At 44.8% G+C, this 24,591-nt stretch carries 14 protein-coding genes; 6 read left to right on the forward strand and 8 right to left on the reverse strand.

The genetic code is table 11. The features are described 5' to 3' along the window. Nucleotides 1–207: 207 nt before the first annotated feature. From QT990_RS29060 to QT990_RS29085, 6 genes are all read right to left on the reverse strand, one after another. A complete protein-coding gene (locus QT990_RS29060) occupies nucleotides 208–696 on the reverse strand; it encodes a hypothetical protein (RefSeq protein ID WP_333466080.1) in 489 nt (162 codons plus the stop codon). A 332-nt stretch (nucleotides 697–1,028) separates the two neighbouring features. Then, on the reverse strand, nucleotides 1,029–2,837 hold the full coding sequence (locus tag QT990_RS29065; protein WP_333143042.1) for a PAS domain-containing sensor histidine kinase: 1,809 nt from the start codon (nucleotides 2,835–2,837) through the stop codon (nucleotides 1,029–1,031). 116 nt (nucleotides 2,838–2,953) lie between these two features. After that, complete coding sequence (locus QT990_RS29070) at nucleotides 2,954–6,127, reverse strand: MASE1 domain-containing protein (RefSeq protein ID WP_333466081.1); 3,174 nt, start codon at nucleotides 6,125–6,127, stop codon at nucleotides 2,954–2,956. Between the two features lie 34 nt (nucleotides 6,128–6,161). Continuing rightward, nucleotides 6,162–6,404: a hypothetical protein gene (locus tag QT990_RS29075; protein WP_333466082.1), complete on the reverse strand. Its 243-nt coding sequence runs from the start codon at nucleotides 6,402–6,404 to the stop codon at nucleotides 6,162–6,164. Nucleotides 6,405–6,524: 120 nt separating this feature from the next. Further along, a complete protein-coding gene (locus QT990_RS29080; RefSeq protein ID WP_333143045.1) occupies nucleotides 6,525–8,156 on the reverse strand; it encodes a serine/threonine-protein kinase in 1,632 nt (543 codons plus the stop codon). A 250-nt stretch (nucleotides 8,157–8,406) separates the two neighbouring features. Further along, entirely contained in the window at nucleotides 8,407–9,636 is a 1,230-nt protein-coding gene (locus QT990_RS29085) for a transposase (RefSeq protein WP_333143046.1), read from the reverse strand. 405 nt (nucleotides 9,637–10,041) lie between these two features. Here QT990_RS29085 and pheT point away from each other — a divergent pair, with 405 nt between their 5' ends. Continuing rightward, nucleotides 10,042–12,555 carry a phenylalanine--tRNA ligase subunit beta gene (pheT, locus tag QT990_RS29090; protein ID WP_333143047.1) on the forward strand — a complete coding sequence of 838 codons (2,514 nt, stop codon included), beginning with the start codon at nucleotides 10,042–10,044 and terminating at the stop codon, nucleotides 12,553–12,555. Nucleotides 12,556–12,816: 261 nt separating this feature from the next. On the opposite strand, the gene QT990_RS29095 is transcribed toward pheT, so the two are convergent. After that, complete coding sequence (locus QT990_RS29095; protein WP_333143048.1) at nucleotides 12,817–13,389, reverse strand: Uma2 family endonuclease; 573 nt, start codon at nucleotides 13,387–13,389, stop codon at nucleotides 12,817–12,819. 160 nt (nucleotides 13,390–13,549) lie between these two features. Here QT990_RS29095 and QT990_RS29100 point away from each other — a divergent pair, with 160 nt between their 5' ends. The 3 genes from QT990_RS29100 to QT990_RS29110 are packed head-to-tail and all read left to right on the forward strand — an operon-like array spanning nucleotide 13,550 to nucleotide 20,526. Next, nucleotides 13,550–13,819, forward strand: a complete 270-nt coding sequence (locus QT990_RS29100) for a YciI family protein (RefSeq protein WP_333107441.1) — start codon at nucleotides 13,550–13,552, stop codon at nucleotides 13,817–13,819. A gap of 13 nt (nucleotides 13,820–13,832) precedes the next feature. Then, nucleotides 13,833–16,871 carry a hypothetical protein gene (locus QT990_RS29105; protein ID WP_333143049.1) on the forward strand — a complete coding sequence of 1,013 codons (3,039 nt, stop codon included), beginning with the start codon at nucleotides 13,833–13,835 and terminating at the stop codon, nucleotides 16,869–16,871. After that, the gene (locus tag QT990_RS29110; protein WP_333143050.1) at nucleotides 16,861–20,526 is read left to right on the forward strand and encodes a helicase-related protein; all 3,666 of its coding nucleotides are present in this window, start codon (nucleotides 16,861–16,863) and stop codon (nucleotides 20,524–20,526) included. The genes QT990_RS29105 and QT990_RS29110 overlap by 11 nt, the downstream gene beginning before the upstream one ends. Before the next feature lie 177 nt (nucleotides 20,527–20,703). Here QT990_RS29110 and QT990_RS35920 read toward each other — a convergent pair whose 3' ends face one another. Then, a complete protein-coding gene (locus QT990_RS35920) occupies nucleotides 20,704–22,134 on the reverse strand; it encodes a metal ABC transporter substrate-binding protein (RefSeq protein ID WP_445305461.1) in 1,431 nt (476 codons plus the stop codon). A 102-nt stretch (nucleotides 22,135–22,236) separates the two neighbouring features. Between QT990_RS35920 and QT990_RS29120 the strand changes: the two genes are divergently transcribed. Together QT990_RS29120 and QT990_RS29125 are read left to right on the forward strand one after the other, a co-directional pair. Further along, complete coding sequence (locus QT990_RS29120) at nucleotides 22,237–23,046, forward strand: metal ABC transporter ATP-binding protein (protein ID WP_333286992.1); 810 nt, start codon at nucleotides 22,237–22,239, stop codon at nucleotides 23,044–23,046. A gap of 468 nt (nucleotides 23,047–23,514) precedes the next feature. Continuing rightward, nucleotides 23,515–24,411 carry a metal ABC transporter permease gene (locus tag QT990_RS29125; RefSeq protein WP_333143052.1) on the forward strand — a complete coding sequence of 299 codons (897 nt, stop codon included), beginning with the start codon at nucleotides 23,515–23,517 and terminating at the stop codon, nucleotides 24,409–24,411. Nucleotides 24,412–24,591: the final 180 nt, after the last annotated feature.

Consider the following 24,591-nt stretch of genomic DNA (forward strand, 5'->3'; position numbering starts at 1 on the left):
TAAAATCTAAAATCTAAAATCGATGGGCTGTTGACTGTTAAAAATCTAAAATCTAAAATCTAAAATCTAAAATCGATGGGCTGTTGACTGTTAAAAATCTAAAATCTAAAATCTAAAATCTAAAATCGATCGACTGTTGACTGTTAAAAATCTAAAATCTAAAATCTAAAATCTAAAATCTAAAATCTAAAATCTATGGGCTGATTACTAATTACTGATAAATCTAATTGTCGTCATCCGATTGTATAAATCCGGGGCGGTGCGAATGATTTTTCTCAGAAGCTCATCCGTCACCCAAAAGACGAGGGGAAACGAAAATGTTTTGCTGAATTCGCTGCATAGTAGGTTGGTAGAAACGAGCAATCGATCGATGGGCTGCACTGATTCCAAACCGAGGAGCATTAAAGCTGGAGGCTGTTCCCCGTCTATTTCTGCTGCGATTGTCGTGTAAAGAGTTGTAGCCGATTTGGGCAAAAACAGTTGCCGGGGTTTCACGGGACAATTTACTTGCAGCCGATCGACTATTTGCTGCCGCAAAGCCAGCGAGTTGCAGTTGACTAAAACGAAAGAAAAGTAACCTTGGGAAAGACGGAGCGCCCGAATTAAAGTTGAGAACGACCGCTCGTTATATTTAGCTGAGTCGTACTTAGCTGCATCCTCTTTAGCTGTATTTTCTGAGCTTTTCTCGACAAACATAAATTGCATATTTTTTATCTAGTTTTAGAGGTTTTCTAGATTAAATGATGTTTCTAAAGAAAATGTGAAGATCTGAAATTTATTTTTCTTTTAAAAACATTTTGGTAAATATACCACGGTTTTAAGTTAATATCAATAGTCCGATCGAAATAGTCCGATCTACTGATTTGGCTTGAACCACTCAAAAAGCACCTGCGACGGCACAACACAAGTATAGCCGCAGCAAGAAGGAAGAAGGCAGAAGCATATTTCGCAAGGGTTTCCGCAATTAAGAACGTTCTTAATATATGGCACGATTGCTAGATTTAATGTAATTAAACATACAAAAAAAATCACCGCAAATTCTCAGCCAGCGGCAAAGTAAACCAAAAACTTGCCCCAGCACCGGGAGTACTAATTACCCCTATTTGGCCGCCGTGAGCATTAATAATTTGCCGACAAAGATATAGACCCAAACCCAAACCGACGGAGTGTCGGGATCGATCGCCCCTAGCGTAAAGGTCAAAAAGATGTTCGCACTGTTCCGGCAATATTCCCGCCCCGTCATCTTCCACGGTACAGTAAATCATCCTACTTCCGGGATTGGGGATGGGCGATTGGGGATTGGTAATGGGAGATTGTGGATTGGTAATCGGTAATTTGTCGATGTCTTGTTTTGCTCTCCTTTGATTTATAGTTAATTTTTCAGCCTTGATTACTTGAGCAGAAACTGTTAAATTCAGTCCCGGAAAATTGTGTTTCAAAGCATTAGCTATTAAATTAGATAACACGCGCCACAACTGAGTTTTGTCAGCATTCACGGCTGGCAAATCATCCGGGACTAAATTTTTAAAAGTAGCTTTACCCTCATTCATTAAAGGCTCCAAATCGGTCGCAGCGGCTTCAACTATCGCCCTCAAGTTAACCGATTCGCAGTGCAGAACCAAACCGCGCAATTCCCCGGCGTGAACTTCCAACAGCGAATTTATCAAGCGCAATTGCTGCTCGCTACCTTGAATCATCCGATCCAAAACAGAACGGGGAATTGCGATGGAATCCCCGGTTTTCGTCTGCCAATTTTTCAGCACCATTAACATTCCCGCTACCGGGTTTCGCAAGTCGTGAGAAAGAGCGTGGATAAAGAGCCGCAGCGATTCTTGTGCCTGTTTGCGCTGCGTGATATCCTCAATTAAACCCTCATAATAAAGCACAGCGCCGCTGCTGTCCCGTACCGCCCGCGCCTTCTCAGAAATCCAGACTATACTGCCATCAGAGCGGTAAATTTTAGATTCAAAATCCGATACTGTGCCGCTTTCCTCGATCGATCGCAAAAACTCATTTCTGCGAGCCGGATCGACGTACAACTGCCGCTCAATATCAGTAAACTTTGCCGTCACTTCTTCCGGGGAATCGCAGCCGTAAATCCGCGCCAAAGCTGGATTTGCAGTAATATAACGGCCATCGGGAGTGCTTTGAAAAATCCCCTCGCCCGCATTCTCAAAAATGCTGCGGTACTTCGCCTCCGCCGCCTCCAACTGCTGGTAAGCAGATTCCAACTCACGCCTCGTACTAAACTCTTTCCGTTGCAGACATTCGTACCAATAAACCGACAAATCGCAAATCAAACAAAACCAAAACAAATATAAGTACAACCCGGTCAACTTAAAAGGAGTATACTTAGCAAAACTTAGATTTAAAACCAAATTTATCCCGACGTGGCAAAACAAAACGCCGAGTTGAGAAATCAGGTGGAGACGCCAGCGGACGGGCATCACCGTAGCTTGGATTAGAAACGCTAAACTCCAGGTAAAAATTGGTAATTCCCCGGCTTGTGCGACAGCTAGCCCAAGCTGTACAATCACCGTCAGCGACCACGAAAAACCCAAAAATAGCAAACCGGGATAGCGCTGTCCGAAGGAGGTTTTTTGCAACACAAAACAAGTCAACAAACCCAATTCTACAGCAGCGCTCGTGTACAAATAAACACTTTCAAACTCCTGGCGAGCGAAGAATCTTTCGCCCAGAAAATAGACTGTTATTGTGAAGGCAAAAAAGATGGCAATTCCGACAGCAGGGCGCAGCCGATCTCGGAGGAAGCGATCGCGCCACACCTCGTAAACCGTTAACGCCTGAACTGATTTTGCATTGCCCAAATAGGTCATACCATTTTAGATTATATCAATTCCGGTTGCACCGGAATGACTGTTGACTGTTGACTGTTGACTGTTGACTGTGAGTCGAAAAACTTAGCGGTTGCGCGGATTTTAGATTTTAGATTTTAGATTGACAAAGATCGATCGTCCGAGTTGACAGCAGGTAGCGAAAACCAGAAAGTCGAACCACCGCCGGGAGTGCTTTCGACGCCGATCGAGCCGCCGTGAGCTTTGATAATTTGCTTGGACAGGTACAGTCCCAAACCCAGCCCTGTTAATTGTCGGCTATTAGGGTCTTGAACGTAAAGTTCAAACAGAGATTCCCGCTGTTTGGCGCTGATTCCCACTCCATTATCTGTTACAGTACAGCGAACCATTTTTACGGTGACTTCGGGCAATTTGCTGCCGATATTGCCAATTTGACCCTGATAGCGAGGCATTTTGCAACTGCCGTCGAGGTTAAATTTGGCCAGGGTTTCCTGATTTTTCTGGGTGCTCTCGCCCATCCTAGGACGATCGCCCGCAGCAGGTATCCGGTTAGCGATACAGCGGCCAAGCGGATTATTGGGCGCTCTTAAAGCCTGTGAATTTTCTTCATAACTTAGCGCTGTTTCAACTTCAATTACCTCGGCTTTAAAAGTTATATTGACTCCCGGAGGATTGTGTTTAATAGCATTAGTCAACAGATTTTCTAGCACCCGCTGCAAGTGTTGGCGATCGGCATTGACTTGTGGCAAATCCGCCGGAATATCCTGAGTCAAATTTGCTTGATTTTTTGCCAGAATCGGTTCTAAATCGGCAACAATGGCTGAAGCTAAAGACGGCAAATGCAGCGGTACAGTATTGAGAACAATCCCTTTGACCTCGCTAGCGTGAGCGTCGAGCAGGGCATTAACCATAGTCAACTGGTGTTCGCTGGCCTGAACGATGCGCTGCAAAATCGATCGAGAAACCGGAACATCTTGTAGAGAGTCAGAGGGCGATTTGTTGAGCAAATTTTTTAGCAGTATTAACATTCCCATAACAGGAGTGCGGAGATTGTGAGAAACTGCGTGCAAAAATAGGTCTTTCAGGCGGTTGCTTTCTTGCAACTCGTGCATTTTTTGCTGTAGTTGGTGGGTGCGTTCCTCGACTTGAGATTCCAAGTTGGCATTGAGAGCTTTTACCTGCTGCAAAAGTTGGGCTTGCTGTAGAGCGATCGCCACTTGGGTAGCGAGTTTTTCCAACAAATCAATTTCAAATTCCTGCCACTGGCGGGGCCTGGAGCACTGGTTGACGGCCAAGATCCCGAACAATTCATCCCCCAGGAAGATCGGCACATTTAACGTCGCTCTAATTTGATAATCGCTGTACAATTGGGAAATTGGAACGCTCTGTTGAACGCTAGCAGTATCGGAGAGAGCTCGGACGCGGTTGTTAGCATAAAAAGTTTTCTGGCTTTCGAGGTGATTCTCGTCAGCGAGTACCCACCCCAAAAGAGAACGGCATTGGCTTGCCACAGACTCAGCCACAACCTTACCGTACACCGGGCTAGGAAGATTTACCCCGTCCGCGTCCACAATACCGATGAAAGCGCGGTCTGCCTTGAAAAATTGCCGGACTTCGGCAACAGTAGTATTGAGAATTTCTTCGAGGTCGAGGGAGTTGCGAATTCGCAGGGCGATTTCTGAGAGCAAGCGATCGCGATCGGAGGACGCCCGCAAAGCGGTTTCCGCGCGGTGGCGTTCGGTAACGTCTTGGACTGTGGCGGCGATCGCCCCTGACTCAATGGCCGACTGTTCGCAGACAGTACGTTCGGAGCCATCTGCCAGCACAATTCGGTAGTTAATGCAATAGGCTTGGCGTTCAAACATAGCTTGGCGCTGCGATCGCGCCACCAATTCTCGGTCTTCTGGATGTACAGCCTGCAAAAAAACTTCTGGTGTGGGTTTGACAGTTCCCGGAGCAAAACCCAAGAGGCGGTAAAGTTCGTTTGACCACCGCAATTCGATATTAGATATATGATGTTCTGCGGATTCTTCGCAGTTGTCAGTTGCTGTGAGGGCGGCGCAATTTAAATCCCAATTTCCCAACTGAGCGATGCGCTGAGCGTTGGCTAAACTAGCTTCGCGATCGCGCAGCATGGCGGCCGTGCGGCGCACCTCAAAGAGCGCTTGCTGGCGTTCTGCTACGGCGGCGGCCAACATCAGAGCCACAAGGGCGATCGTACCGGTAAAAGCTTGTAAAAATAAAACCGCCTGTTTGAGATTATCGCTTTTGGCCAAAAACGGGCCGCCTCCCTGCACTGCTCCCCAAATCGCGATGTAAGAGACGATCGAATAAGCAAAAATCGCTCCCGCCGGTTGAAACCGCAGGGCAGCCCAAACTATTAGAGGAAAAGGCAGATACTCCAGCGGATACTGAGCGATCGCCGCTTGTGTTTTTGAGCAAAAAAATAGCCAGCTAACGCTCAGCAAGAGAGTCAGCCAGAGCGCTATTTCTGAATAATTAATGATTAAAAATAGAAGATTGTAGCGGTTTTCAGGTGCAGGAAATCTCCGGGGATAATTTGTAACTTGTGATTGGTAACTTTCCCAGTTAAAAAAGGGTTTTAAAATAGAAATAATCCGAGATTGTTTCTCACCTCTTACACCATTATCAAGAACAGGCAAGATGCCTGTTCCACAAGAAAATTCATCTCTTGTGGAACAGGCATCTTGCCTGTTCCTAAACAAGTAATTGAGAATAATGAAATATCTGAGTTTTAGTGGAAATTTAAAACTGTTAACGACGTGGTTCAAAGTCAGCAGCACGGGCGTTACAATCAAAATTCCCATGCCGTCTCCGAGCCACGTAGTCCACCAGTTGCGAGAGAAATTGCTCCACTGAGCCCAACCAAAAATGCACGTACCCAAGTTGCCGAGGATAGAACCCACAAGAGTAGACCCGATGACAGCGCCCGCTACTAAAGCCAGAACATCTCGCAGTCGATCGAGTTTGGTAGAAAATCCGCTCCAAGTCAGTAAAGCCTCTCCAGCCAGCGCTTGCAGGGTGACGCTAAAGGCCGATGTGGCAATAACAGCCGACGGTATACCGCCGGTAGAGTTTAACAGCACCGAACCGAGGACAATTCCCGGCCACATCCGTCGCCCTTGCAGTAGCAGTGCCGCTAGAGCAATACCGGCGGGCGGCCACACGGGGGAGGGTTCGCCTTTCACCAGTCCCAGCATCGACGCTGCGAGTTTTCCGGTAACAAAGTAGGCCAGCGCCAGGATGCCGGTGTACAGAAGCGTTCGAGTGCGGCGGTTGAGCAGTTTCATGTTTAGGTGCGATCGAATCCTCCATTCCTAGTTTTTAATTTAGGCGGCCGATCGGCGATCGAGCTTCCTCCTGACGACTCACCTGACTGGGGGAGTTGACTGTGGACTGTTGACTGTTGACTGTTGACTGTTGACTGTTGACTGTTAACTGTGGAGTGTTGACTGTTGACTGTTGACTGTTGACTGTTGACTGTTGACTGTTGACTGTTGACTGTTGACTGTTGACTGTTGACTGTGGAGTGTTGACTGTTAACTTATGACAACTGACAACTGACAACTGACAACTGACAACTGCCTACTGCCTACTGCCTACTGCCTACTGCCTACTGCCTACTGCCTACTGACAACTGACAACTGACAACTGACAACTGACAACTGACAACTGACAACTGACTTATTAAAATCCAAAAGTCCGCTTACCATCCGGCTTAACAGTAAGCCAATTGGTCTTTGCCATTGCCAGTTGTTCCTCAGAAACTGTAGCGTTCGTAAGATTCGCCCCGCACAAATTTGCTCCCCGCAAATTCGCCTTAGTCAAATAAGCCCCCGTCAAGTCAGCACCTCGGAAATCCGCGCCTTCAAAATTGGCAGTGCTGCAATAAGCCTCTGTCAAGTTGGCATCTCGCAAATTCGCCTGAGTTAACCGGGCGTGACCCAAATTCGCCCCCGACAAATCCGTTGCTTGCAAATTTGCCTTCACCAACCTAGCCTGATAAAAATTACTTCCCGCTAACTGCAATTTTTGCAGTTGCAAGCCCGACAGTTCGCAGTCAGCAAAATCGCGCTTGCCTTTAAAATATGCCGCTCGCAAGCTGTTGGTGTCCCACTTAGGAGCAACTTTCGATACCTTTGACGCTGCTAAATTGCCGCTAGAATGTCCAACCGTTCCGAAAGTTCTGCCTGACTCAGCCAGAGTCCGGGAAACTCTGGGCTGCATCCCCGTGTTCCCGGATTGGGTGAAGGAACTTCTACCAGCGCGGGTGTGGTTCGATCGTAAATCTTGATTAATTTTGCTCTGAGGCCGTGACCACGAAGAACCCTCGTCATTAAATATTGTCGGTTCTTCAACTGCACGAGAAGAGCCGTTGAATTGAGTTGCCAAGCCATCGACAAGACTTGGGTCTTCAAATTCGCCAGAGAGAGCTCTGAGGACATCTGCTGCCGATTGGAAGCGGTGGCCAACCATCGGCTTCAGCATTTTTTCGAGGATCCGCGCAAAATTTGGGCTTACCTGAACATGGGGATGCCACACAATTTCGCCGGTTACTCCATCAAAATCTAAATCCTTGGGCGACTTTCCTGTCAGCAAGTACAAGCAAGTCATCCCCACCGCGTAGATGTCGCTGGCAAATATCGGCCGCAGCGCCATTTGTTCCGGGGGAGCAAAACTAAATGTGCCGACTGAAAATTTCGTGTTGGCGCTTTGGTCGGCGGGGTCTAATAATATTGTTTGGCTAACTTGGTCTTTTACCGCTCCGAAATCAATCAGAACTAAGTGGCCGTCTTGAACTCGGCGAATAATATTTGCGGGTTTGATGTCTCGGTGAATTACTCCTTGGCTGTGGATATATTGCACTACTGGCAGAATTTCTAATAGAAAATTTTTAACATCCGATTCGTTGAAACGGCCTGAGTGCTTGACTTCTTGTTTCAAAGTCGAGCCTTTAACATACTCTTGAACTAAGTAAAATTGCTGTTCGGTTTCAAAATAGTCTAGCAGCCTCGGTACTTGCGGGTGGTCGCCCAGTTGGCCGAGGGTTTTCGCCTCTCGCTTGAATAATTCCCGCGCCATTTCTAAAACTCGCGGCGACGAACTACTGGGTCGCAGTTGCTTGACCACGCAACTCGGTTGACCGGGCAATGAGATGTCTTTTGCCAGAAATGTAGCTCCAAAACCTCCTTGTCCTAACGGTTCAATGACTCGGTAGCGAGCGCGCAGCAATAACCGCGCACCGCACGTCTGACATTGGAGAATAGAGTCAGCAGGGTTTTGAGGATGTGGACAGCCCGGATTTACGCAGTAGCTCATGTTGATTGAGTTTGCCTATGTTGTTCTGATCTTGTCAGCGTCGATCGACGCACAAATTGCCTGTTCCTGCTTCTGGTAGAAATACTGATCTATCATTTGCCGGCGGGCCGTGCGTCCGGTTGCGAATTGGAATTGCACCTAAGTCTATTAGGCCGATATCTTTTCCCTATTTTGATTATCTCGCTGCTGTGAGTTTTTTCGGTAGATTATCCTTGAAGATAGTTTAAAGACTTGGTGACGACTCCCAACCCTAACTCGCGGACGAGTATAGGGTGGGCTTCTCAGCTAATCCTGCATCTGCATCGGAAGCACGCTGAGCTTTAATCACTGTCCGCCCGACAGCAATATTCTTGACATTAATTGCAGCATTCACATCCCTATCTAGTTCAAGACCGCAGACATGGCAACTATGCCATCTGTCGGCAATAGTTTTAGGGATGCGAGTACCACAACTAGAACAATTTTGGGTAGTGCCATTTGGATTCACAGCTATAGCCAATTTGCCAGCACTTTCAGCCTTACAAACCAGAATAGATAGGAATTCACTCCAACCAGCATCTAGGATTGACTTTGCCATCCTAGTTCTAGCCAAACTTTTGACATTCAAATCTTCAAAGCCAATTAGGTCGTATTTGTCTAGTAATCGCTTTGCAGTCTTGCAATGAAAGTCTCTGCGTTGCCTTGCCACTTTTTGATGATGTTTAGCAAGACGTTTAACAGCTTTTCGTCTGCGATTACTGCCTTTCTTTTTGCGAGAGACAGATTTATTTCGCAGTTTTTTATCCTTTTGGGCTTTTCTAGCAAACTGAGGAATGGTTACAGTATCAGCATCACTGGTTATCAAGAAATCCTTGAGTCCCATATCAATACCAACTGCACGATCGAGATTGATATCATAGCGTAGGGTTGGCACGGTGACATCTTGTAAAGTCAAGGTGACATAGTAACCATCCGCAGCTTTGACAATCTGAACAGTTTTGATTTTAAATCCATCGGGAATAGGACGGTGCAAGATAATCTTCACGTCACCAATTTTCGGTAAAGTGATGCGATTACCTTTGATGCAGTCCTGTTTCATCTGGCTATAGGTGAAACTGTGATATCTACCTTTCCCTTTAAATCTTGGCTTGCCAGAACGCTGACCAGTTTTGTCAGCCTTGATATATCGATCAAAAGCTTTTTTAACTTTCTCAACACAATTCTGCAATACCTGAGAATGAATCTGTCTGTACTCAGGAAATAGCTTTTTGGTATTGAGTAAGTCTCGCTTTTGCCAGTAATAATCTGGCTGTTCGAGTATGGGAGCAATACTGCATGATACCAGAGAGCATGAATCGAGAGGGCAACGAGTGGACTCATACCAGTTAAAACGCTCTGACAGCCTATAGTTATACTGCATCCGCAACAAATTAAGCCACTCATCAAATTGATTGGCTTGCCATGAGTTAGGACGTAATTTGTATTTATATGCTGTAATCATGCCATAATTATACCATGCTTGAAAGTTAGTCTTGAAATAAAAAATAATTGTCCATCTACGGGGCCTCGAACCCCCTTGATGGGCGGGCTTTTATCCCGCCACTCATCCTCGATCGGATAGAGTGCGGAGATGAAAGCTATTGAGCTAAATTTAGATGCTCTTTGTCCTGTCAGATACTTCTAGCATACCTCATTCTATTTTGAGAATGTTACTAATTTGTCACCAATTAGTGACCTTTGGACTCATCGCTCGTTTTTGCGTCAATCACAAAAATGTGTTGACAAAAATAAACTAATGTGGTATGAGTGTCCGATAATTTATGCTGAGGCTACACAGTCGAAGTTCGCCGGGGCGGACAACGGACAACTAACTACTGACAACTAACTACTGACTACTGACTAAATTATGCGTATTTCTCTAAACTGGCTCCGGGAATTGGTGGATGTGGCGATATCGCCGGAAGAATTAGCCGAAACCCTGACAATGGCAGGCTTTGAAGTTGAAGAAATCGAAGACCGCCGCCCTTGGGCAAGCGGCGTAGTTTTGGGCAAAATCATCGCCTGCGAACAGCATCCGAATGCAGACAAATTGAGAGTTTGTCAAGTGGATGTCGGCTCTTCAGAAGCTCTGAATATTGTTTGCGGCGCACCCAACGCTAGGGCAGACATCTACGTGCCTGTCGCTGTTGTAGGAACTTTTCTCCCGACTATTGATTTAAAGATTAAACCTGCTAAATTGCGCGGCGTTCCTTCCGAAGGAATGATTTGCTCTCTGGCAGAATTGGGACTGGCGAAAGAGTCAGCGGGCATTCACATTTTCGAGTTAGAAAATCCCGAATTGGGCAGCGATATTCGCCCGCTTTTGGGTTTAGATGACGTAATTTTAGACTTGACAGCAACTGCCAACCGTGCTGACGCTTTGAGCATGGTGGGTGTAGCGCGGGAAGTGGCGGCGCTGACTGGGGCGAGTTTGAGAATTCCCGAAGCGAATGGTGTGGTGATTGAGGGCAAAGAAAGTCCTGGTTTGGCAGTAGAAATATCCCACGCGCAAGGATGCCCGATTTACATCGGCACGGCAATTGAAGGTGTGAAAATTGCTGCTTCTCCAGCTTGGTTGCAGCAGCGGTTGCAGGCGGCGGGAGTGCGGCCAATTAATAATGTAGTTGACGTAACTAATTACATTTTGCTGGAATGGGGACAACCGCTGCACGCTTTCGATCGCGATCGCCTGCAATCTTTCACAGGTACTCAAGATATCAGCATCGGCGTCCGCTTTGCCAAAACAGGCGAATCCTTCAAAACTTTGGACGGACAAAACCGCAATTTGCAAGCTCAAAATCTGTTAATTACTGCTAGCGACAAACCCGTTGCCTTAGCTGGGGTAATGGGCGGCGAAGATACGGAAGTTCACGAAGGAACGCACAATTTAGTCTTGGAAGCCGCGATTTTTGACCAGGCAACGATTCGCCGTTCTGCGCGCGCTCAAGGCCTGCGGAGCGAGGCATCGATCCGCTACGAACGGGGGGTGAATCAGGCGGCATTGGCGACGGCTTGCAACCGCGCTGTTGCCCTAATTTTGGAGTTGGCTGGAGGCACTGCGACGGTGCAGAAAACGGCGAGTTCCGGCGAGGATTTGAGTTTTTCGCGATCGCTCGAATTGCGTTTAGACCGAGTAAATCTGGTTTTGGGGCAGTTGAAAAGAGGACAAACGGGCGGTTCTAAATATTTGGAACCGGAAGAGGTGAAAAATATTCTGACAGCTTTGGGCTGCGAAGTTGTTGCAACGGAAAAAGAACGGGTGTTTGCAATAACTGTTCCTCCTTACCGTTACCGCGATTTAGAAAGGGAAATTGACTTAATTGAAGAAGTTGCCAGACTCCACGGTTATGACAATTTCTGCGATACTTTGCCCAGCAAAACGGAACCCGGTTATCTGTCGGCGGAATACGCGGCAATTCGGAATGTGCGATCGGCTTTTCGGGCTGCCGGTTTGACGGAGTTGATGCACTATTCTTTGGTGAAAACTGAGGGAGACAATCAGGTGGTGCTGGCGAATCCGCTGTTTGTGGAGTATTCGGCTTTGCGGACTGAAATGCTGTCGGGTTTGATTGATGCTTTCCAGTACAATTTGGAACAGGGAAATGGGGCGCTAAACGGTTTTGAAGTCGGCCGCATTTTCTGGAAGGAAGAGGGCGGGCAGGATGCCCAACCCCTACTCCCCACAATGAAGGAAGCGGATGCAGTTGCGGGGATTATCGGCGGCGATCCGACTGTGTGGAAATGGCAGCAGGGAGGGCGCGATCGACCTTTGACTTGGTTTGAGGCAAAAGGTATTTTGGAAAGCGCATTTCAAGAGTTGGGTTTGTCGGTGGAATATCGACAAGATGATGGTAAACAGGATGTTTATCCTATTAGTGGCGGGCAAGATGCCCGCCCCACAAGGCTGCATCCTGGCCGCACCGCTGCGTTATCGTTAAACGGGAAACATTTAGGAATTTTCGCACAGTTGCACCCGCAATTGCAGCAAGAAAAGGATTTGCCTGAGCAGGTTTACGTGTTTCAATTAGATTTAGCGGTGCTGTTGGGTGAATTAGGGCGATCGAACAACTTAACTCGCAAATTCGCGGGTTATTCGAGTTTCCCCGCTTCAGACCGAGACATTGCGTTTTTCGCACCGATTGAAGTTCCGGTTGTTGAGATGCAGAGTGCGATGAAAAAGGCGGCGGGTAGTTTGCTGGATTCCGTGGAATTGTTCGACGAATATCGGGGCGACAACGTGCCGGCGGGACAGCGGAGTTTGGCTTTTCGGTTAGTTTACCGCGCGGGCGATCGAACTTTGAGCGAAACCGATGTCGAACCGGCACAACAAAAAGTGCGCGATGTTTTAGTTGAGAAATTCGGCGTTAGTTTGAGAAGCTAAAGAGGCCGCTACTCAGCAATGGAAACCGCCAGGGAATGAATTCCCTGGCTCAAAGCTAAAGTCCTCTCAAGAGGACTAATAAGATTTAGAGATAACAAGGTAAATTTGCCATTTTGAGCAAAGCGAAGAAGCTCAAATTCTTGCAATAAAACCGTCTCAAGTGCATAATTGGTAACTAATGAACTCTTCAGTCTTCATAGCGAGGACTTCAGCTTTGATGCGGGGGTTTCAACCCCTGCAGGGCTCAATTTTTAACGTTAATTAAATTGACACCAACGGCCGCAACATCTCCCCAACCATAAAATAAAAATCAGGAAATTGCAAAGGAGAAATACTCGCATCATCCTCAAGAACTACTATACTCTGATAGCCATCCTGACTCGGTTCTCTAAATACGTGAAGTTGCCGATTATTAACATCCAAAACCCAATAATCAGCAATTCCTGACTGAGCATAAATAGTCGCTTTTATCCCCAAATCTGTTCTCAGGGTTCTATCAGCAACTTCAATAATCAGATAAATTTCAGACGGAGTTGGATGGTGGTCTTCATAGTAAAGCGGATCGGGTACGACCACAGCAAGATCGGGTTCAGGTTCCGAGAAATCATTTAACCGAACAGGATCTTGCAGCCGCACCAAAACTCGCTCTCCCAAACGGTTTTCCAGTAACTTCTCTGTGCGTGTCACCGCTGCACTGTGTGCTGTTCCTTTTGCAGCCATCTTTACTATCTGTCCTGCCAATAATTCTACTCGTTCGTCTTCCTCAAAAATACCAATTTCTGCCATTCGGTGATATTCTTCAACCGTCAACAAACGAATGTCTAATAAAGTCATAGCCATCTTCTCCTATCTAACACTCATCTCTCTTTCCCCTCTTCCTCTGCGCCCTCTGCGCTCTCTGCGGTTCATTAATCTTCTTCTTAAAATTTTAGTTAAAACCTCTTACTCTTATTGTACAATAACTTTTAAACAAATTCATCTAAGGCTCAAAACCGTGACAAAATATGTGATGTGGGGAAGTTACTGCGAAGACGTTCTCGAAAAACGCGAGCCGTTTCGAGACGCTCATTTAGCCGGATTGGCTAAGCAGAAGGAATCGGGTGTATTAAGTACGATCGGGCCCACGAAAGATTTAACAAAAGTTTTTGCAATTTACGAAGCCGAAGATGAGGCGGCTGTGCGACAATTGGTGGAAGCCGATCCTTATTGGGTAAATGGGGTTTGGACTGAGTACGATGTGAAAGAGTGGATTCAAGCTTTTTGAAGGAGTTAACAGGGTGAACCTCTTAAGATTGGATGACAGCGATTTAGTTCCAGTGGACTATGGCGATTTGCTGGACAAGATTTTAGAAGTTTTGCAATCTAAAAACCCGTTTAGCGTATCAGAAGACAACAGCCGCTTGCTAATTGATATTGACACCATTGCTGCGGATGTTGCCAACAAGCGAGTGCGGCAACCCCTGGGTTCTGGGGAACGTCAAGCACATTCTGCTACTGTTAACTTACCGCCGGAAATTGAGGAGCGTTTTGGCAGTCAAGTTAGACAGATTCAACAGTGTTTGCGGCAGCAATTAGAATTTAAACTGCCACAAAATACTTCTATTGAAAGGTTTGTCGCTAGTTTGATTAGTCCATTAGACTCACCCTCTTTTCGGGGAAGCGGCCAAGAGTTAGGCTTTAAATACGATTTTGGCACCCGCCACCCTTCTTTAGAAAAAGAAAGGCTAACTTTGGAAAGCCGAGGTACTGGAAGCCATGCAGCTTTAAAATTGCATAAATTGACCGTTACCGTCCGAAATACAGATATTTTTGAACAAGAACTCAAGCAGGGTTTGCAAAACTATATCAATGAAAATGCCGAGACTAGCAGTGAGAAAGAAGACCTTAACCACCGTCTTGATGAGATGGTTAAAAATCCTGAATCGGATTTTCACAAATTAATCCGACTGGTAGACAAAGAAACTCTCGGCAAAATTCAAAAAGAAGCTAAGATTACTTACTTAGAGTATCTGCTCGAACACATCCGCGCAAGCAGCACAGATACTGTAGGCATCATCTATTTAGAAGACTTAATTCGCCGCCTCAGATTGATAGAAGAATACATCAACGACCCAACTAAATCCGATGGCGAGTACGAAGTTAATTATGCTGGTGTTCGAGTTAATTATCGCGAGATATTTGCCCGTTCGGAATTTTTAGATACACTGCCAATTATTCCTATTGTATCAGGTTACTTGGGAGAAAGTACGGACAATTATCGTAACGAGCGTAAGTTTATCTTTGGCCTCAAAATCAAATTTGATAACTCAGTTCAAGCGCGCGGTGGAAAAGATGTATTTGAGTATTATCTGAACCTGCTAAATCCCGACAGTGAAGAACATCAAGCAGAATTTGATGAGGATTCTAATCCCGAAACCTTCGTCCGCAAACTGTTAAAAATAGCATTGCTCTACTATTTTGTGCTGGCTTCCCGCAATGACCCACTAGCACAAAATTACGACCCGGAATCGGAACTAAATCATCAGCCTAGATCCCTATTTGAACAAAGAGTCTTGCCCGTTTTGCAAGGTTCTAACGATGAGCAAAAAAAAGAGCTTTTTCGCAACTTTATTAAAGGGCTTAATCAGTTTAACATAAAACACAAAATTACGCATCTGAGAAGAATGCTAAAAGGCTTTCTGGAGCGTCAAACAATTTTACCAACCCGCACAGAAACGCGACACGTAAACCTCAAAATAGGTCTGGTAGAAGATATTGACAATATTTTGACGAATGGTAAATTTTTTAATGACATTATGGAGCGAAATTACAAGCAAACGCTTCATTATATTACCGTCAAAGAACCTAGTGTCGATGAAAAATCTATTTGTCAGCTACCCGTCAATATCAGCATCGAAGATGTCCGGTATTTCCCAACTGATGAACGCCAAAATTTTAGCATGGAATACAATATCAAAGGTGTCGATGTTTTGCCTGTACTTTCTGCACCTAAAGCCCCTCGCTCTAGAGAAATCTACGAAAAACATTTTCAGACCAAATTAGTTGTGTTTCCCTATGACGATAGACGACTAGACTGCGGCGATAAAGGTTTACAACCTGCAGCAATTTTTGTGTATAAGTTTACCATGTTGCTGCTGTCCTATATCTGTCTGAGGATATTGCTCGAAAGTGCTGCGGACAACTTGTTTATTCCGATGGTGAGGCTCCACGAAGGCGACCACAATCACCCTTCGCCGTCAGAAGTGTTTATGGCTAACCTTTCTAAAACATTGTCTCATATTTTGAGTGAAAAACAACGCTCAACTTCTCAAGGATTTCGGATTAGAAAAACGCCCAATGGTTACACAATTCGTAACGGTTTGAGTTCCCTGTATTCAATCCTTCCTAAAAAGTTTCGATTCGATGATAATGTACAGCTAGCCCCTGAGTTGGATAAATTGGCAATTATTGTCGTTTCCAGCCGGGATAGTGATGCGAAAAGAAGCAATCAAAACCGCTTCCAAAGACAAGCCTGCTTAATCGGAGAAATTGTCGGAATCAATCGTCTAGATGACAGTACAATTCAAGTCGAAATGCTGAAAACACTTTCCGAGAATTACAGTGTCAGCCGTCTTTATTCTGAGCCGTTAATCCTTGAAGATTCAATGAGTCAGCTTTATCAGCAAGGATATCGGAATTTCGCATATATTTCGCAAGCACCTTACATGAGTACGCTGCATATTACTCAGACTGAGGAAGATGAGGAATTGTCTTTCATGTCAAAAAAATTGCTCCGAACTTTGAAGGGAGAGAGGCGGGATATCAAAATTTATCCGATATTCTTTGATAAATACTATGTCCGCAGTTTCCTAGGCGATAGGGGAAAATCCTTTTACATTCAGGATGCAATGGAGCTTGAAAGCTTGTTTGCAGATACCAGTCAGCAAGCTGTGATGTTTTTCAACTTGTTTAACGGAATTAGAGTCAGGGAGGAAAAAAACTTTTATAACGGTGTCATTTCCTACTCGACTCTGTTGAATATCTATCAAGGTATCCTAGACGATCAAGATATTCGTGAAGGTTTGATTTATGATGGTGTAATCAAAAATAATTTGCTACATTATCTAACAATATTCCACTTTTCTCGGTATGAAGCTCGTCACAATATTAGTTTAAAACTTGACCCCTACGAGCGAATTATTGGCGATGAATCGGTGGGTGCTTTGTCTGTATTTAGTCATGCTGGCGGTAGTGCGGATTTTAATTCCCTGGCATTTTTGAATAAGGTAAGAGAAGTCTTGAATGTGGATGAGGGAGGTATTAATCATGATTGGTGAAGATTTGGGACGGCTGTTTGAGGTGGGATTTAATATAGGGATTCTGGCGTATATTCAGCGTGAAAATATAGCTCACAATTTCGGAGATTCCTACCGTCTCGATTTACAGAAACTAGAATTGCCAAAGATGATGGCGGAAATAACTAGGGAAGCTAATCTCCTCGGTAGTTTGGATGCTAAAATTGTTGAGAAGTGGAGTCTATTTTTTGTCCAAAAAGGCTTTATTGGTGGGTTGAATTTCTTCCGGGAGTACCTCACATCTACGGGCTGGACTTTAAGGTTATCGCAAATCTTGTATTTTCAGTGCAGTTTGAGTTGTGCTAACAGTATTAGAACCCAGAATGACGATGAGACAGAAGTTTTTAAAGCGTTTAAGAAGGTATTATCTCAGTTTGAAACAGCACCACCAAATTTCTCAGACGATGAGATTAACTCCTACATCCGCCGCTACAAGAAAAAAGGCGAGTTTTTGCAAGCTGATACCCTGATTTTGTTGCAAAATGGTAAGGATTTTAGAATTCTGTGCGTTGATTTATCTGTGTTTACTCCTCCGTTGACTTCGGAAAAAGTCGAGAATCTCAACGAAATAGAGGTGATGCGGAAGTCTTTGCTCAGAGAAATTAGCTATTTGCGATCGAAAAGTGTTTTTTCTAATCTGCGAATCGATACTAGCACTTTAGGTATTGACTTTTCGGAGGGTTTAAACCGCTATTTTACGGCTTTTAAGTATAAGGATAAGGAAAGCGCTAAGTTGATTCAGGCTGGTAGCTACGCTCACAGCTTCTACGGTTTTCTGCAAACGACTGGTATGATTCCTGATGGTGCTGAGGTGTTGTTGAATGTTGTCGGTTATAGCGATCGCACAATTAGCGCAATTTCCCTCCGCAGTGATAAAATTGACATCTTGGCGAATTGTGCCAAAATCTACCAGCAGGAAGCGAAAAATAAAGAGATTAACGATGCTCGCGGCGATGTTTTAGATACGATTCAACTCAACGCAGCTCGCAGTTTTCAAAATGGCAAAAAGTTTGTCAGCGATTTGTTGACGATTGGCAAAAGTTCTACACCTGTACGTAATACAGAGCGGATCGATAATTTTGTTAATTCCATAGATATTATATCAGATAAACTGGCCGATGATTTGCAAATCGATCGCGGATTACATCTGAGAAATGCTCACGCTCAATTGATTGTCAAAGCACTGCAATCTGATGAAACTTATATCTTTTTGACGGGGAATCCGGGAATTGGGAAAACAACGGCGATCGCAGATTTCCTCAAAACCCATATAAACGACGGTTTCTTGTTTTTTTACGTCAGTCCCCGCAAGCAAGTCAACTTAGATATCATCGATAAATTTCGAGACAAAAAGACTGGTTTGCTGTGCGACAATCGCTTATTTTGCATTAACTCAAGTTCCGATACTATAGACAGCAATTTTGGACAATGTACCGTCAACTACGTCGCAAATAATCATCACGAAAATTTTCAACAAAAAAGTGTCCACTTCATCAACAACAGGGCCGAAATGCAGCGGAAGGAATATCACCAGCCGCAACTTGAAAGGAAGGGAGAAACAGTAATCAAACCTAGGATAGGCAAAAAGCATGGAGTGCTAAATAGCGTTTGTGAGGGAATATATTCGCTCATCAATCGTAAAACATCGAACAATATCGTGGCTACCGTTTCCATTCAGTCTTTAAAGGTGACAGAAACCGGAAAAAATACTCTCCAGCATTTAGAGAAAATATTTCAAGATGCTTACAACAAGGGGGAAAAAGCAGTCATTTCTCCTAAAATGCAAGAAATCTCCAGCCGCATCAAACACATTTTCATTATGATCGATGAAATTACTGGAGACGACGGCGGCGTTGAGTTTTTGCATGGAATTGGTAGGCTGCTTAACAAATATGACTTGCACAACCCAAAACACGGTTTTAATACTAAAATTATTGTAGCCGATGCTTCGATTGTTGACCCGGATGTGATTAAACAACACCTCGATGATACCTCGCCGGAACCGGATAAAATATATTTCAAAAAGCTCCCAAAAACTTCTGAGGAAATCCCGCCTTTACAAGTTATTCCTTTTGAATTTAAACGATTAGCTGCTAAACTTATCAATACGAATTCCTATCCGGCTAGCAGTTTAGAGATAACTTACAAGGTGTTTGTAGAAGCTGTTAAATTCACTGAAGATATTTCTTTAAAACTAAATTATGATTTGGTAAAACGGGTACAGTCTCAAATAATTGAGGATATCAATCAGCGGTTAGCAATACCGGGAGTTGAACAAATTATCGTCTACATTCAGGATAAGCGAAGATTGGCGGAGTTGATTGATAAAATCCAAAATGAGCGAGAATTTAATCGCTATACCGATTATCTGGAAGTCCACGCGAATATCTCGGAAGAGGAGAAAGAAAAAATACAGAAATACAAAAATACAGCTAAAGTAATCTTTATGACTGCATCGGGAAGTCGTGGACTTTCTTTCCCAAAAACTAAGCATATTTTAGTGGATATTCCCCGCTTCCAAATTGAGAAAAATCTGATGGAAATCATACAGGTGATTTATCGGGGACGCGGAGAATATGATAACGGTAAAACCCTTGATGGTGAAGACAAAGAATTGGTTTTTTATCTGTCTGATACAGCAGTTTATTACGCTGATGATGCGGAACTTTCTTTACAAGAAAGCAAGTTGAGTTTGTTGAATTTACTGCTAATTCTGAAGACTGCGGTGATGACGCGGATTGTGGGATATGGATATTTGGGTAGGGAAAAGTTTTTGATGATTCCCATCGGCGGTAAGTCGGTTTCCGCAGTCGGGGATACTTTTAGCAGCAAAATGGCGGCTCTAATTAAGACACTAAAGAGCGAGAGCCAGCGAGGAAATATGTTGTTTAAGGAGGTTTATACGAGCCTGGAACAGCTTTTGAGTCGCGGGGAGTTTGTTTTGACGAATTCTGATGACTCGCGTCAAAAGGGCAACTCTTACCTGGAAATGCGGGATGATTTTAATCGTAAATTTTTGGAGAAGTGTAATCCGCTGGATGGTTTGTTGAGCTATGATAATTTAGAACTCGGTCATGTTTGCGGTAGTTTGTTGATCGTACCTCTAGCCGATCGCACTTTGGTAGAAACATACCAGATGTCGCTGCATCGAGAAATTAAGGAATGTCTAGAGAAGAAGTTGCTGCACAAAATGCGTCTAATTAGGGATAGCGATTCGTCCCCGGAGAATGTAATATCGGCTATAACAGGAGGTGCGATCGAGTTATTGCAATTTCTCAACAGCGAAGTCGAGAAAACTCAGTATCTCGAACAGCAGAGTCAGCAGTTCGATCGCTATTATGCCATACCGCTTTTTGCTTTTGTCAGCGGGGAGGAAATGCAGGAGTATTTTGCTGACAGCAGGCTGGAAGAACCGGAAGACAGGCGGTTTAGGGATATTTTGTCGGCTTATGTGCGATCGATCTACCCTATAGACAGTGTAATGCCGATCGGGCACAAGTATCAAGACTTTCCATTTATCGTGTTTAGAAGCTACAGTTTAGAGCAAAGTAGAGAAAAGATTTTCACAGATAAATATCTTTTAAGTTCCAACGAGTTGAACGTGCTTAATTTAATTTTGTCGAAGCAGGTAAACTGAAACTTGTAGGTGCGTCAGACAATTTTAGATTTTAGATTTTAGATTTTAGATTGGGAATCAAGGATAACTATTGGGGTTTAGATATTACCTACAGTTCCATCCTTGTTTGAAACTGGTATTAGTTAGCTGTCACCCTATCCGCACAGAAAATAAAACTATTCTGACGCACCATACTTGCTACTTGCTAACTTCAAACGGCGTGTATTTCCCCCCCAAAGCTTCGACGATGGCGCGAGTATTAGCCGACATCATTTTCACATAAGAATCGCCCTCGCTTCCGGGTGCCCCAATCGAATCCGAATAAAGTTGCTGCGCCGCCAATTTCACCCCCGCTTCCTCCGCCACTGTTCTAATCAGTTGCGGGTTAATTGTAGTCTCAGCAAAAATAGCAGGAACTCCCGCAGATTTCACCGATTCTACTAACTTTTGCACCGTTTGAGCGCTCGGCTGTTCCTCGGTACTAATCCCGATCAAACTGTTAGCCTCTCCCAATCCGTAGGCGCGGCTGTAATATTGAAAAGCATCGTGACTTGTGACTAATTTGCGCTGCTTTTCTGGAATAGTTTTAATCTCTTTTTCGATCCAAATATCCAAACGTTTTAGCTCTTCAGTAAGTTTCACAGCATTCTGCGTAAACTTCTCCCGATCTTCCGGCGACAGTTCGATTAGCGCATCCCGAATTGCTTCCACCATTTGAACTACATTTTCCACATTTCCCCAAACGTGCGGATCTGGTACAGTATTGCCTTGTTTATTCAGTAGCAAAGGCTTGACAACTTCCCCCACTGCTAATTTCCGCGCCTTAATTCCGGCGGCATTCATCATCCTAATTAATCCCGGTTCCAAATTGTAACCGTTATACAAAATTAAGTTAGCTTCTTCTAAAGCTTGAGAATCTTTTGGCACGGGTTCGTAAACGTGAGGATCTGTTCCCGGCTGCAAAATTCCTGTTAGCTGAACTTCGCCACCCGCTAGTCGATCGGTCAAATCCTCAATAATTGTGCTAGTAGCAACTACCTTCGGTTTAGCATCTGCCTCTGGAGAGAGGCGATCGCCCTGGGTTTGAGCGCAACTAAATAAACCCAAAGTCAAAATGCCGCAGGCAATAGTTCTGATAAAAAATGCCTTGGACTTGTCCCATCCAGGGGCGGCGGTTTCAATCCCCGATTCACGGCTAAACTCCCCTTTATCAAGTTGCTTCACAATTGCCGTCGGTTTTAATTCACATCTGACACCCTTCTCAATTACTTGCTTAGGAACAGGCAAGATGCCTGTTCCACAAGAAAACTCATTCTTTGTGGAACGGGCATCTTGCCCGTTCTTGAGAAGGGTGGAAGATATCAGTTTTAAGTCACATCTGACACCATTCTCAATAACTTGCTTAGGAACAGGCAAGATGCCTGTGCCACAGGAAAACTGATTCTTTGTGGAACGGGCATCTTGCCCGTTCTTGACGGGCAGGATGCCCACCCCACAAGAAAACTCACTCTTTGTGGAACAGGCATCTTGCCTGTTATTGAGAAGGGTGGAAGATATCAGTTTTAACCGACTTGAGATTTTCGCCGCCAAACCTATGGTTTGAGGGGTTTCGAGCTTGCAGTGTCGCATTATCTACCTCTGGTGCGTTCCAAATTATTCCTATTTACCGATGATTTCATATTCTTTTCATTTTTACAGTAAACTTAATAAAAAGGAGATAGACTCACCGCCATGAATACCGCCGCCTTCCCCAACGAGAATCCTTGGTCTAAAATGGTTTGCCACCTCAAAGACAGCGCTACGGACACTGAAATTATCGCTGTTAAGCACTTAGCAGTAAACTACCGCACGGTAGAGGCACTCAGAGATATCAATCTTTCCGTCAAACCGGGAAGGCTGACGGGTATTATTGGCCCCAACGGTGCCGGCAAAAGCACCCTGATTAAAGCAATGTTGGGCTTAATTCCCGCCGATCGCGGCACTGTTACCTGGGGCGAAGAAGCGATCGCCGATCGACTCGAAACAGTAGCCTACGTGCCCCAGCGATCGCAAATTGACTGGAACTATCCCGCCACCGTTTGGGATGTCGTGATGATGGGAAGAGTCAGAAAAGCCGGATGGTTTCGCCGCTTCTCGGCAGCTAGCCGCCGCACTGCCGCCGATGCCTTAGAAAGAGTAGGCATGAGTGCTTACAAAGACAGACCGATCGGGCAACTTTCCGGCGGACAGCAACAGCGAGTATTTCTAGCTAGAGCTTTAGCCCAAGAAGCCGCTATTTTCTGCTTTGACGAGCCGTTCGTCGGCGTTGACCAAAAAACTCAAAATATCATTTTTGACATCTTCCACGAGCTAGCAAATGCCGGGAAAATCGTCTTAGTAGTCAACCACGACTTAGGCGAATCAATTACCAATTTTGACGATTTAATTTTGCTAAATACAGAATTGATTGCCGCTGGTTCTCGCCAAGAAGTGCTAACAAAAGAAAACCTTTACCGCGCCTACGGCGGACAAGTAATGTTCTTTGCCGGACAAGCAGCTTAATTAGCCAGCAGTCAATCGATTTTAGATTTTAGATTTTAGATTTTAGATTGACCCCGCGGATAAATGCGGGGGCTTGAGGATTTTCGATTTTCGATTTGGGATTCCACGGATAAATCACGTGGCGGGTACCATCAAGAAATTCTTGGTCATTAATCTAGGAGTTACACTCTTGAACGCGGTTTTTTTGATAATCTTGAATTGGGCAACGATAAATCTCATATCCAACTCACATCTTGCACTATTCTCGCTTAACAGGCTTTCCGGCCTGTTCCACAAAGAGTGAATTTTCTTGTGGAACAGGCCTCAAGAACAGGCCGAAAAGCCTGTTCCACAAAGAGTGAATTTTCTTTCTTGTGGAACAGGCATCTTGCCTGTTCCTAAAAAGCTTATTGAGAATGGTGCAACATCTCAGATCAAACCGGTTTAGTTTGGTTGTTAGTCATTAGTTAGGTGTGATTTTATAATTTTATGCTACAAACCTTAATTGAGCCGTTGCAGTACGGATTCATGCAGCGATCGCTCCTAATTGCCATTCTCGTCGGCATCGTCTGCGCGATCGTCGGCAGCTACCTAATGGTACAGCGGCTGGCCTTGCTCGGAGACGCCATCAGCCACTCGGTTTTGCCCGGATTGGCGATCGCATTTATCCTCGGAGGAAATATCTTTATCGGCGCGTTCATTGCCGGAGTTTTGAGTACAGTAATCATAGCTTGGATCAAAGCTCGATCGACAATCAAAGAAGACGCCGCAATGGGCATCGTATTTTCGGCATTCTTCGCCCTCGGCATCACCCTAATTACGATCGTCCAAAAAGACAACAAAATCGACCTCAACCACTTTCTGTTCGGCAACATCCTCGGCGTTACCCCCCAAGATGCGATCGACACAGCCGTCATAGTCGCCGTAGTCTTATTAGTTGTAGTATTCTTTTACAAAGAACTGCTATTTTACACATTCGATCCATTAGGAGCCCAAGCAACAGGTTTGCCAGTAAACCTGCTCAACTTCGGACTGATGGTACTCATCGCCCTTACAATAGTTGCCAGCCTCAAAGCCGTTGGCGTAGTGCTAGTTTTGTCCCTATTAATTACACCCGCAAGTACCGCCTATCTCCTAGTCACTCGTCTGCACCAAGTAATGATTTTAGGCGCAATAATCGGAGTTATTTCCAGCATTAGCGGAATGTATCTCAGCTACTTTTATAACTTACCATCCGGCCCGGCAATAGTTTTAGTTGCATCGGGGTTATTTGTGCTATCATTGCTGTTCAGTCCCACTCAAGGAATCCTCACCCAGCCCCGCACACACTCCGGCCAAATTCCTCCAATATGGCGGGAATTGAAAAATTTAACTAAAGGCCGATAACAAATAACTTTGTAGTAACTCACATCTTGCACCATTCTCGCTTAACAGAACAGGCAAGATGCCTGTTCCACAAAGAGTGAATTTTCTTGTGGAACAGGCCCTTAACAGGCAAGATGCCTGTTCCACAAAGAGTGAATTTTCTTGTGGAACAGGCCCTTAACAGGCAAGATGCCTGTTCCA

The organism is Microcoleus sp. T3_B1 (assembly GCF_036700445.1).
Lineage (GTDB): Bacteria > Cyanobacteriota > Cyanobacteriia > Cyanobacteriales > Microcoleaceae > Microcoleus.

Excerpts from the sequence above, each read along its gene's own strand:
- QT990_RS29060 (WP_333466080.1), bottom strand. The coding sequence starts at position 696 with ATGTTTGTCGAGAAAAGCTCAGAAAATACAGCTAAAGAGGATGCAGCT.
- QT990_RS29065 (WP_333143042.1), bottom strand. The coding sequence starts at position 2,837 with ATGACCTATTTGGGCAATGCAAAATCAGTTCAGGCGTTAACGGTTTAC.
- QT990_RS29070 (WP_333466081.1), bottom strand. The coding sequence starts at position 6,127 with ATGAAACTGCTCAACCGCCGCACTCGAACGCTTCTGTACACCGGCATC.
- QT990_RS29080 (WP_333143045.1), bottom strand. The coding sequence starts at position 8,156 with ATGAGCTACTGCGTAAATCCGGGCTGTCCACATCCTCAAAACCCTGCT.
- QT990_RS29085 (WP_333143046.1), bottom strand. The coding sequence starts at position 9,636 with ATGATTACAGCATATAAATACAAATTACGTCCTAACTCATGGCAAGCC.
- pheT (WP_333143047.1), top strand. The coding sequence starts at position 10,042 with ATGCGTATTTCTCTAAACTGGCTCCGGGAATTGGTGGATGTGGCGATA.
- QT990_RS29095 (WP_333143048.1), bottom strand. The coding sequence starts at position 13,389 with ATGACTTTATTAGACATTCGTTTGTTGACGGTTGAAGAATATCACCGA.
- QT990_RS29110 (WP_333143050.1), top strand. The coding sequence starts at position 16,861 with ATGATTGGTGAAGATTTGGGACGGCTGTTTGAGGTGGGATTTAATATA.
- QT990_RS35920 (WP_445305461.1), bottom strand. The coding sequence starts at position 22,134 with ATGCGACACTGCAAGCTCGAAACCCCTCAAACCATAGGTTTGGCGGCG.
- QT990_RS29120 (WP_333286992.1), top strand. The coding sequence starts at position 22,237 with ATGAATACCGCCGCCTTCCCCAACGAGAATCCTTGGTCTAAAATGGTT.
- QT990_RS29125 (WP_333143052.1), top strand. The coding sequence starts at position 23,515 with ATGCTACAAACCTTAATTGAGCCGTTGCAGTACGGATTCATGCAGCGA.